The organism is Pseudomonas emilianonis, from assembly GCF_023072625.1.
GTDB classification, from domain to species: Bacteria; Pseudomonadota; Gammaproteobacteria; order Pseudomonadales; family Pseudomonadaceae; genus Aquipseudomonas; species Aquipseudomonas paraveronii.
On the sequence record NZ_JAKNRV010000187.1, the window covers coordinates 1 to 9,834 of the forward strand.

General features: G+C 62.7%; 11 protein-coding genes and 1 pseudogene. 7 read left to right on the forward strand and 5 right to left on the reverse strand.

What is annotated here, in order from left to right; genetic code table 11:
• The 5 genes from L9Z73_RS18240 to pilG form a co-directional block, all read right to left on the reverse strand.
• On the reverse strand, positions 1–658 hold a 658-nt coding region (locus tag L9Z73_RS18240), incomplete at its 3' end, for an Hpt domain-containing protein (protein WP_247403670.1).
• Positions 659–800: 142 nt separating this feature from the next.
• Positions 801–2,852 (reverse strand): methyl-accepting chemotaxis protein, encoded by a 2,052-nt coding sequence (locus L9Z73_RS18245; protein WP_247403673.1) that lies wholly within the window; start codon positions 2,850–2,852, stop codon positions 801–803.
• The gene (locus L9Z73_RS18250) at positions 2,849–3,373 is read right to left on the reverse strand and encodes a chemotaxis protein CheW (RefSeq protein ID WP_247403676.1); all 525 of its coding nucleotides are present in this window, start codon (positions 3,371–3,373) and stop codon (positions 2,849–2,851) included. Before L9Z73_RS18250 ends, L9Z73_RS18245 begins: the two co-directional genes overlap by 4 nt.
• Before the next feature lie 12 nt (positions 3,374–3,385).
• A complete protein-coding gene (pilH, locus tag L9Z73_RS18255) occupies positions 3,386–3,757 on the reverse strand; it encodes a twitching motility response regulator PilH (protein WP_247403679.1) in 372 nt (123 codons plus the stop codon).
• A 46-nt stretch (positions 3,758–3,803) separates the two neighbouring features.
• A complete protein-coding gene (pilG, locus tag L9Z73_RS18260; RefSeq protein ID WP_003176671.1) occupies positions 3,804–4,211 on the reverse strand; it encodes a twitching motility response regulator PilG in 408 nt (135 codons plus the stop codon).
• Positions 4,212–4,450: 239 nt separating this feature from the next.
• Here pilG and gshB point away from each other — a divergent pair, with 239 nt between their 5' ends.
• From gshB to L9Z73_RS18295, 7 genes and pseudogenes are all read left to right on the forward strand, one after another.
• Positions 4,451–5,404 (forward strand): glutathione synthase, encoded by a 954-nt coding sequence (gshB, locus tag L9Z73_RS18265; RefSeq protein WP_247403681.1) that lies wholly within the window; start codon positions 4,451–4,453, stop codon positions 5,402–5,404.
• A 77-nt stretch (positions 5,405–5,481) separates the two neighbouring features.
• Positions 5,482–6,387, forward strand: a complete 906-nt coding sequence (locus L9Z73_RS18270; RefSeq protein ID WP_247403682.1) for an energy transducer TonB — start codon at positions 5,482–5,484, stop codon at positions 6,385–6,387.
• A gap of 200 nt (positions 6,388–6,587) precedes the next feature.
• Positions 6,588–7,157, forward strand: a complete 570-nt coding sequence (locus L9Z73_RS18275) for a YqgE/AlgH family protein (protein ID WP_247403684.1) — start codon at positions 6,588–6,590, stop codon at positions 7,155–7,157.
• Positions 7,157–7,594 (forward strand): Holliday junction resolvase RuvX, encoded by a 438-nt coding sequence (gene ruvX / locus L9Z73_RS18280; RefSeq protein WP_005792259.1) that lies wholly within the window; start codon positions 7,157–7,159, stop codon positions 7,592–7,594. The genes L9Z73_RS18275 and ruvX overlap by 1 nt, the downstream gene beginning before the upstream one ends.
• Positions 7,595–7,678: 84 nt before the next feature.
• Positions 7,679–8,185: a bifunctional pyr operon transcriptional regulator/uracil phosphoribosyltransferase PyrR gene (gene pyrR / locus L9Z73_RS18285; protein WP_247403686.1), complete on the forward strand. Its 507-nt coding sequence runs from the start codon at positions 7,679–7,681 to the stop codon at positions 8,183–8,185.
• Positions 8,186–8,209: 24 nt separating this feature from the next.
• Positions 8,210–9,214: an aspartate carbamoyltransferase catalytic subunit gene (locus tag L9Z73_RS18290; protein WP_247403688.1), complete on the forward strand. Its 1,005-nt coding sequence runs from the start codon at positions 8,210–8,212 to the stop codon at positions 9,212–9,214.
• Positions 9,211–9,834: pseudogene (locus L9Z73_RS18295) on the forward strand (dihydroorotase); the annotation flags it as partial. The gene L9Z73_RS18290 and the pseudogene L9Z73_RS18295, both read left to right, overlap by 4 nt.

Genomic DNA, 9,834 nt, shown 5'->3' on the forward strand with positions numbered 1-9,834 from the left:
CGACCAGCGCCGAGGTGACTTGCCACAGCGGCAACAGCGGCGCGCCCTGGCACAGCGCTTCGAGGCGGGCGAACACCCGCGCCATGTCTTCCAGGTTGCTCGGGCCGTGATCTTCGCGCAGCAACCCGGCCAGGGCTTGTTGCAGCAGCAGATGCCACTGGCGCAACTGATCGCTCAGGTCGGGCGGCGCGCGTTGCGCCAGCATCTCCTCGGGCAACGGCGCAATCGACAGCAATTGCGGGCTGAACAGGCTGGTTTCCGACAACAGGCTTTCACCGCGCGCACTGCGCAGGTCGTTGAGCAGTGGCAACACCACCAGCGGCAAGTCGCGGCGGGCACTGTGGATGCGGTCCAGGTACAGCGGCAATTGCCCGAGGGCCTGTTGCAGCAGGCGGATACTTTCATCGCGCTGGCTGACGCGCCCGGCCTGCAGAGCCAGGGCCAGGGCTTCGATTTCTTCGGCGAGCAGCGCGGCGCCGTAGAACTCGACCATTTGCAACGCGCCATGCACCTGGTGAATGCACGCCAGGCAGTCGCCGAGGGTCTCGTTGTCAGTGGTTTCGACAAACGCGTCCAGCGCCGAACGGGCCTGTTTCAGGGTTTCGGCAATGTCGCCCTTGACCCATTCGAGGGCCACGTAGTCGTGCCGATCAACCATAACTGCTCCGCTTTGAATTCATGAGTTGCTGGTATCCAATGTGGGAGGGGGCTTGCTCCCGATGGCAGTGGCTCAGTCAATGAATCAGGTGACTGATACACCGTCATCGGGAGCAAGCTCCCTCCCACATTTGGATTACATTTCAATCATCAGCCTGCTTGGGCGCCGGCAAGGTGAACCCCGACACCGAGCGGCGCAACTGGCTGGCCATTTTCGCCAGGTTGCCGATGCTCTCGGCGGTGGCGGTCGAGCCCGACGACGTCTGGGTGGTGATTTGCTGGATCACGTTCATGGTCAGCGAGATCTGCCCCGCCGATGACGTCTGTTGCTGCGCCGCGTTGGAGATACTCTGGATCAGCGCCGCCAGGGTTTTCGACACGCCTTCGATCTCTTCCAGCGCCACCCCGGCGTCCTGGGCCAGCCGCGCACCCCGCACCACTTCGGTGGTGGTCTGTTCCATGGAGATGACCGCTTCGTTGGTGTCGGCCTGGATCGCCCGCACCAGGGTTTCAATCTGCCGCGTGGCCGCCGACGAGCGCTCGGCCAGGCGTTGCACTTCATCGGCCACCACCGCAAAGCCGCGTCCGGCATCCCCGGCCATGCTCGCCTGGATCGCGGCGTTGAGCGCGAGAATGTTGGTTTGGTCGGCGATGTCATCGATCAGGCTGACGATGTCACCGATCTCCTGGGACGACTCGCCCAGGCGCTTGATGCGCTTGGCGGTGTCCTGGATCTGTTCGCGAATGTTGTCCATGCCGTGGATGGTGTTGTGCACCACTTCATTGCCCTTGTTGGCGATTTCCACCGAGCGCTCGGCCACCGCCGAGGACTCAGCGGCATTCGCCGACACCTGGTCGATGGACTGGGCCATCTGTTCGATCGCGGTGGAGGCCTCGGCGATCTGCTGGGCCTGGTGTTCCGAGGCCTGCGCCAGGTGCATGGCGGTGGCCTGGGTGTCCTGCACCGCGCCGGCAACCTGGCCGGCGGTGAGGTTGATGGTGGCGACGAGGTCGCGCAGTTGGTCCACGGAATAGTTGATGGAGTCGGCGATGGTGCCGGTGAAGTCCTCGGTCACCGAGGCGGTGACGGTAAGGTCGCCGTCGGCGAGGTCCTCGATTTCATCCAGCAGGCGCATGATCGCGTTCTGGTTGCGCTCGTTCTTCTCGGCGGTTTCCCGCAGTTGCTGGTTGGTGGCGCGGACCATCACCAGGCCGATCAGGATGATCGAGGCCAGCGCCAGCAAGCCCAGCACATAGCCGCCGATCGTGTCGAAACTGCGCCCACTGGCCAGGTTTTCAAAGCCGGTGGCCAGGAGCGAGGCTTCATCGAGCAGGGTTTGCGAGAGGTTGAAAATATTGTTCGCCGAGGCGCGGACCTGGAACAGTTGCGGCGAGGTTTCGAGGATCTCGTCCACGGAGCCTGAGACAAACTCGAACAGCTCGGCGATTTCTGTCAGCCGCGCCCGCGCATCGTGGTCCTCGACCTGGGTGATGCGCAGCCCGGGGTTGCCCTGGAGCATGCCGGTGAGCACCTGGCCGAAGCGGTTGGCATCGCGGCCAAAGGCATCGGCGGCCTGCACGGCGGTTTCGTCACCGGCCAGTACGGTGTTGACCGCCCCCAGGATACGCTCGGCCAGCAACGACTGACGCTGGGCCAGGGCCACCTGGCTGGCCGGGGCGCCGCGTTGCAGCAGGATATCCACGACCTTTTCCGATTCCATTTGCAGTTGCGGCACGGTTTCGGCCAGGGTCGCGGCGACTTGATGCAACGACAGCACGGTCTGTTCGCTGGCGAGGATCGCGTCGGTATTTTTCAGCAGCGCTTCCCAATCGGTCTGCACCGCCCGCATCTCTGCACGTACCGCAGTGGGCGCGGCGGGCAGGCCTGTGTCCGGGTCGCCCTTCTTCAGGTAACCCCAGCGCCGGGCAAAGTCATTGCGCGCCTCCGCCAGCAACTTGAACGCGGCGGCCTTGCCGGCGGCCGCTTCGGTGGCGTTCTTGGCGATACGCTGGGACAGCACCCGCAACTCACCGGCGTGGCCGATGTACTGCTTGTCATAGGTGGACTGGGTGTTGAGGTACGCGAAGTTGGCGAACAGCAACATGATGAATATGATCAGCGCAATAAACAGCACGATGATCTGCGAGCGGCTGCGCGAGACCGCCTGGGGTTTGGGCGTGGTAGCAGTGGTCATGCGGCAACATCCATGAAGCCAGGGGCCTGCGCCAGAGCGAAGGGGCTGAAGACCTGCCAGCGCTGATCAGCGTCGAACTGGCCGCGGATAAAGGACGCGCAGGCGGGGGCGCTGGGCAACAATGCGTCTTGTGCGAAATGCTGCATACCCACCACCTCGTCCACCAACAGCCCGATAAATATGTCTTGGTATTCCACGACCAATACCCGCCGTTGCTTACCTGTCTTGGGCAGCACATGGCCGAGGAAACCGCCGAGATCCATCACCGGCAGCAGGCGCCCACGCAGGTTAGCGACTCCTCTGATCCAGGTCTTGACCCCGGGCATTAAAGTGCAGCGCGGCTCATGCAGCACTTCGGCGACTTCGCCCATGGGCGCGACAAACCACTGTTCGCCCACGCGAAAGCCGATCCCGCTCCAGCCTTGCAGGCGGGTTTCCTGGGATGGCAGGTCGGCGGCCAGCAGGCGACAGCGGCGGTCGATGTCCAGCAGCAGTTCGAAGGCGGTCTGTGACTCGGTCATGATGGCGTGCCGTCAGCCGGCCAACACCTTGTTCAGGGTGGCGATCAGGGTTTCTTCGTCCACAGGCTTAGTCAGGTAATCCCTGGCGCCCTGGCGCTCGCCCCAGATCTTGTCGGTTTCCTGATCCTTGGTGGTAATGATGATGATCGGTATCGAGTTGATGCTCGGATCGTTGTGCTTGCTCAACTGGCGCGTGGCCTGGAAGCCGTTGAGGCCCGGCATGACGATATCCATCAACACCGCATCGGGCTTCTCCTTGGACGCAAGTGCCACGCCGTCGGCGCCATTTTCGGCCTTGAGGACCTGGTGGCCGTGCTTTTCCAGCATGCCGCTCAGCTTGTACATTTCGGTCGGCGAATCGTCGACGATCAGAACACGTGCCATGGTTTTCCCCACTACATTGGTAGACGCACGCCCTTGTGAGGTTGCGTCAGTGTGCTTGTTCTACTGCGGCGAAACCGGGCACGTAGGCCTTGATCGCACTCAGCAGTTCTTCCTTGCTGAAAGGCTTGGTCAAAAACTGATCGACACCGACGATGCGCCCCTTGGCCTTGTCGAACAGGCCGTCCTTGGAGGACAGCATGATCACCGGGATCGACTTGAACGCCGGGTTGTTCTTCACCAGGGCGCAAGTCTGATAGCCATCCAGGCGCGGCATCATGATGTCGACAAAGATAATGTGCGGGTGATGATCCACAATCCGGGCCAGGGCATCGAAACCATCGATGGCCGTGATGACATCGCACCCCACGTTCTTCAACAGGGTCTCGGCGGTGCGGCGGATCGTTTTCGAATCGTCGATCACCATCACTCTCAAGGCGTTGGAATGCTGTTCCATATCTGCTCTACCATCGCCACAGCGAATCGGTTTTCGGTGTGTACTGCCTGATGCCGCCCAGAATGAGCGCCAGAAGCCTTGGAATTCAGGGGCTGCTGCACCGTGGCAGTCTTTTTAGCACAGTCTCGTGGAGCAATCTATCGAGCGACCCGCTAGGTGGTTTTTCCTTGACCCACAACAGCCGCAGCGCCACTCTGACGCCACTTTTATGCGCCCTAATTTGCTAGAGGAAATCCCCCATGAGCGTTCGCGTCGGCATTGTCATGGACCCTATCGCCAGCATTTCCTATAAAAAGGACAGCTCGCTGGCCATGCTCCTGGCCGCCCAGGCCCGTGGCTGGAGCCTGTTCTATATGGAACAGCGTGATCTTTACCAGGGCGACGGCCAGGCGCGTGCGCGGATGCGTCCGCTCGAGGTGTTTGCCAACCCTGAAAAGTGGTTCGAGCTGCAAGACGAAATCGACAGCCCCCTGAGCGACCTGGACGTGATCCTGATGCGCAAGGACCCGCCGTTCGACATGGAATTCGTCTACTCCACCTACCTGCTCGAGCAGGCCGAGCGCGCCGGCGTGCTGATCGTCAACAAGCCGCAGAGCCTGCGTGACTGCAATGAAAAGCTGTTCGCCACGCTCTTCCCGCACTGCACGCCGCCGACCGTGGTCAGCCGCCGCGCCGATGTGCTGCGTGAATTCGCCGCCAAACACGGCGATGTGATCCTCAAGCCGCTGGACGGCATGGGCGGCACCTCGATCTTCCGCCACCGCGTCGGCGACCCGAACCTGTCGGTGATCCTGGAAACCCTGACCGCCCTGGGCACCCAGCAGATCATGGGCCAAGCTTATCTGCCGGCGATCAAGGACGGCGACAAGCGCATCCTGATGATCGACGGCGAACCGGTGGATTATTGCCTGGCGCGCATCCCGGCAGCCGGCGAGACCCGTGGCAACCTGGCGGCCGGCGGTCGTGGCGAAGCCCGGCCTTTGTCGGACAAGGACCGCTGGATTGCCTCCCAAGTCGGCCCGACCCTGCGGGAAAAAGGTTTGCTGTTTGTAGGCCTCGACGTAATTGGTGAACACCTCACCGAAATCAACGTCACCAGCCCGACCTGTATTCGCGAGATCGACAATGCATTTGGCACGAACATCGGCGAAATGCTGATGGCCGCGATTGAACGCAAGCTACAAGCCAAGTGACATAGAACAGCCGGACAGCCACCAACATTGCGTTATCATGCGCCACCTGTGAAACGCGCGATGTTGGTTTTCTTGTCATGACGCTCCCGTCCGATCTGCCCTTCGAACCCTCCCCCAGCGGCGTGCGCCCGGCTGATCGGCTCGGTTTTACCCTGTTTCTCGCGGCATTGATTCACCTGGCGCTGATTCTCGGCGTGGGTTTCAGCATGGTCGAACCCAAGCAAATCACCAAGACCCTGGAAATCACCCTCGCCACGTTCAAGAGCGAAAAGAAGCCCGAGAAGGCCGATTTTCTCGCCCAGGACAATCAGCAAGGCAGCGGCACGCTGGACAAGAAAGCCGTGCCCAAGACCACTGAAGTGGCGCCGTTCCAGGACAACAAGGTCAATAAAGTCACTCCGCCGCCGGCCGCCAAGCCCGAAGTCAAGCAGACCGCGCCCAAGCCCGTGGTGACCACCGTCGCGCCGAAACCGCAAAAAGCCCCGACCCAACGCGAAAAATCCAAGACCGAACCGCAACCCGAGCCCGTCAAACCGGCGCCGACCTTCGACAGTTCGCAGCTCTCCGACCAGATTTCCAGCCTTGAAGCCGAACTGGCCAATGAGCAACAGCTCTACGCCAAGCGCCCGCGCATCTACCGCCTGAACGCTGCGTCCACCATGCGTGACAAAGGCGCCTGGTATAAGGACGAGTGGCGCAAGAAGGTCGAACGCATCGGCAACCTCAACTACCCGGACGAAGCCCGCCGCCAACAGATTTACGGCAATTTGCGCCTGTTGGTGTCGATCAACCGCGACGGCACGTTATATGAAGTGCAGGTGCTGGAGTCGTCCGGCCAGCCGTTGCTGGACCAGGCCGCCCAGCGCATCGTGCGCCTGGCCGCGCCCTTCGCCCCGTTTACCGGCGACTTGAATGACGTGGACCGTCTGGAAATCATCCGCACCTGGAAATTCGCCAAGGGTGATCGGCTGTCCAGCAATTGACTCTGTGGCGAGGGAGCTTGCTCCCGCTGGGGCGCGCAGCGCGCCCTAAAATCATTCATTGAGTTTCAATTGGAAAAAATCGGTGGTTGTATTGGGTCTGCTACGCAGACCAGCGGGAGCAAGCTCCCTCGCCACAAAGAAAGCAGGCAACGATCACTCCCAGCTTGTCAGTTCGCCCCTCCAACGCCACACTAGCGGACATGAAAAATGTCAGCCCGACCTACCTCAAGCACCAATTCCTGATCGCCATGCCCCATATGGCCGACCCGAACTTTGCGCAGACCTTGACCTACATCGTCGAGCACACGGCCAATGGTGCCATGGGGTTGGTGGTGAACCGCCCGCAGGAGCTGAACCTGGCCGATATCCTTGAGCAACTGCGCCCGGAGATCGACCCGCCGGCCCGTTGTCAGAGCGTGCCGATCTATATCGGCGGGCCGGTGCAGACCGATCGCGGTTTTGTACTGCACCCAACCGGGCCTAAGTTCCAGGCCACGGTGGACCTCGACGGCGTATCACTGTCCACGTCCCAGGATGTGTTGTTCGCCATCGCCGACGGCGTCGGCCCCGAGCAGAGCGTGATCGCCCTCGGCTACGCCGGTTGGGAAGCCGGGCAGTTGGAGGCCGAACTGGCCAGCAACGCCTGGCTGACCTGCCCCTACGATGCCGACATTCTGTTCAACACCGCCTGCGAACTGCGCCTGGACGCGGCGGCGGCCAAGCTACGGGTCAACCTCAGCCTGCTGACCAGCCAGGCGGGGCACGCCTGATGGCCTTGCGTCTGATCCTCGGTTTTGACTACGGCACCAAACAGATCGGCGTGGCAGTCGGCCAGGTCATCACCGGCCAGGCCCGCGAGCTGTGTACCCTCAAAGCCCAGAACGGCATACCGGACTGGAATCAGGTCGAAGCCCTGATCAAGGAGTGGAAGCCCGACGCGGTGGTCGTCGGCCTGCCCTTGAACATGGACGGCACCCCCAGCGACATGTGCCTGCGCGCCGAAAAGTTCGCGCGCCGCCTCAATGGCCGCTACAACCTGCCCTTTTATACCCACGATGAGCGCCTGACGACCTTCGAGGCCAAGGGTGAGCGCCGCGACCGTGGCGGGCAGAAAGGCAGCTACCGCGACAACCCGGTAGACGCCATCGCCGCCGCTTTGCTGTTGCAGGGTTGGCTGGATGAAAACACCGCGTTATTTGAATCCTGACTGACGCGGCTTGCCGCGTCTTTTTACGTTTGAGCCCGGACCTTGCAGGCAACCCCTGCCGCGCAAGGCCTTGAAGGAGCGACCATGAGCCTGCCAAACCCCGCCGAACTGATCAGCCAGATGGCGATTCGCCTCAAGGCCCACCTGAAACACCGTGCCATCAGCGAGCCGCGCTTCATCGGCATTCGCACCGGCGGCGTGTGGGTGGCCCAGGCGCTGCTCGAAGAGTTGGGCAACGAGTCGCCGCTGGGTACGCTGGATGTGTCTTTCTACCGCGACGACTTCAGCCAGAACGGCCTGCACCCGCAAGTACGCCCGTCGGCCCTGCCGTTCGAGATCGAAGGCCAGCACCTGGTGCTGATCGACGACGTACTGATGAGCGGCCGCACCATCCGCGCCGCGCTGAACGAGTTGTTCGACTATGGCCGCCCCGCCAGCGTGACCCTGGTCTGCCTGCTGGACCTGGACGCCGGCGAACTGCCGATCAGCCCGGATGTGGTCGGCGCCACCGTGTCGCTTTCAGCTCAGCAGCGGGTAAAATTGTCCGGTCCCACGCCGCTCGTACTCGAACTGCAAGACCTTGCCCTTTAAACCGCCTTGTAAAGAGTCCCCGCGATGACGCCTCTAGATGCCAAGCGCCCGCTGCAGCTCAATGCTCAGGGCCAACTGCAACACTTCTTGTCCCTCGACGGTTTGCCCCGTGAGCTGCTCACCGAAATCCTCGACACTGCCGACTCGTTCCTCGAAGTCGGTGGCCGCGCGGTTAAGAAAGTCCCGCTGCTGCGCGGCAAAACCATCTGCAACGTGTTCTTCGAGAACTCCACGCGCACCCGCACCACCTTCGAACTGGCGGCCCAGCGCCTGTCGGCCGACGTGATCACACTGAACGTGTCCACCTCGTCGGCGAGCAAGGGCGAGACCCTGCTCGACACCCTGCGCAACCTCGAAGCGATGGCAGCCGACATGTTCGTGGTACGCCACGGCGACTCCGGCGCCGCGCACTTCATCGCCGAGCACGTGTGCCCGCAGGTAGCGATCATCAACGGCGGCGACGGCCGTCACGCCCACCCGACCCAGGGCATGCTCGACATGCTCACCATCCGTCGGCACAAGGGCAGCTTTGAAAACCTCTCGGTGGCCATCGTCGGCGACATCCTGCACTCGCGGGTCGCGCGCTCGAACATGCTGGCCCTGAAAACCCTGGGCTGCCCGGATATCCGCGTGATCGCGCCGAAAACCCTGCTGCCCGTCGGCATCGAGCAGTACGGCGTGAAGGTCTACACCGACATGACCGAAGGCCTCAAGGATGTGGACGTGGTCATCATGCTGCGCCTGCAACGCGAACGCATGTCCGGTGGCCTGTTGCCGAGCGAAGGCGAGTTCTACCGCCTGTTCGGCCTGACCACCACGCGCCTGGCCGGGGCCAAGCCGGATGCCATCGTGATGCACCCTGGGCCGATCAACCGAGGGGTGGAGATTGAGTCGGCAGTGGCCGACGGCAACCAGTCGGTGATTCTCAACCAGGTGACCTACGGCATCGCCGTGCGCATGGCAGTGCTGTCCATGGCCATGAGCGGGCAAACCGCGCAACGTCAATTCGAGCAGGAGAAGGCCCAGTGAAGCTCAGCATTCTCGGCGCCCGCGTCATCGATCCGGCCAGTGGCCTGGATCAAGTCACCGACCTTCATCTGGAAGCCGGCAAGATCATCGCCATCGGCGCCGCGCCCAGCGCTTTCAACTCCACTGAAACCATCGACGCCAAGGGCCTGGTGGCCGCGCCTGGGCTGGTCGACCTGAACGTCGCTCTGCGCGAGCCGGGTTACAGCCGCAAAGGCAACATCACCAGCGAAACCCGCGCCGCCGCCGCCGGTGGCGTCACCAGCCTGTGCTGCCCACCGCACACCAAGCCGGTGCTGGACACCTCGGCGGTGACCGAGCTGATCCTCGACCGCGCCCGCGAAGCCGGCAATTGCAAAGTGTTCCCCATCGGCGCCCTGAGCAAAGGCCTGGAAGGCGAACAACTGGCCGAACTGATCGCGCTGCGCGATGCCGGTTGTGTGGCCTTCGGCAACGGCCTGGAGAGCTTTCGCAGCACCCGCACGCTGTGCCGTGCCCTGGAGTACGCGGCCACCTTCGACCTGACGGTGATCTTCCACTCCCAGGACCACGACCTGGCCGAAGGCGGCCTGGCCCATGAAGGCGCCGTGGCCAGCTTCCTCGGCCTGCCGGGCATCCCGGAG

Coding starts and splice junctions, on each gene's coding strand:
- gshB (WP_247403681.1), top strand. CDS start 4,451: ATGAGCGTTCGCGTCGGCATTGTCATGGACCCTATCGCCAGCATTTCC.
- pyrR (WP_247403686.1), top strand. CDS start 7,679: ATGAGCCTGCCAAACCCCGCCGAACTGATCAGCCAGATGGCGATTCGC.
- pilH (WP_247403679.1), bottom strand. CDS start 3,757: ATGGCACGTGTTCTGATCGTCGACGATTCGCCGACCGAAATGTACAAG.
- L9Z73_RS18275 (WP_247403684.1), top strand. CDS start 6,588: ATGAAAAATGTCAGCCCGACCTACCTCAAGCACCAATTCCTGATCGCC.
- pilG (WP_003176671.1), bottom strand. CDS start 4,211: ATGGAACAGCATTCCAACGCCTTGAGAGTGATGGTGATCGACGATTCG.
- L9Z73_RS18245 (WP_247403673.1), bottom strand. CDS start 2,852: ATGACCACTGCTACCACGCCCAAACCCCAGGCGGTCTCGCGCAGCCGC.
- L9Z73_RS18290 (WP_247403688.1), top strand. CDS start 8,210: ATGACGCCTCTAGATGCCAAGCGCCCGCTGCAGCTCAATGCTCAGGGC.
- L9Z73_RS18270 (WP_247403682.1), top strand. CDS start 5,482: ATGACGCTCCCGTCCGATCTGCCCTTCGAACCCTCCCCCAGCGGCGTG.
- L9Z73_RS18250 (WP_247403676.1), bottom strand. CDS start 3,373: ATGACCGAGTCACAGACCGCCTTCGAACTGCTGCTGGACATCGACCGC.
- ruvX (WP_005792259.1), top strand. CDS start 7,157: ATGGCCTTGCGTCTGATCCTCGGTTTTGACTACGGCACCAAACAGATC.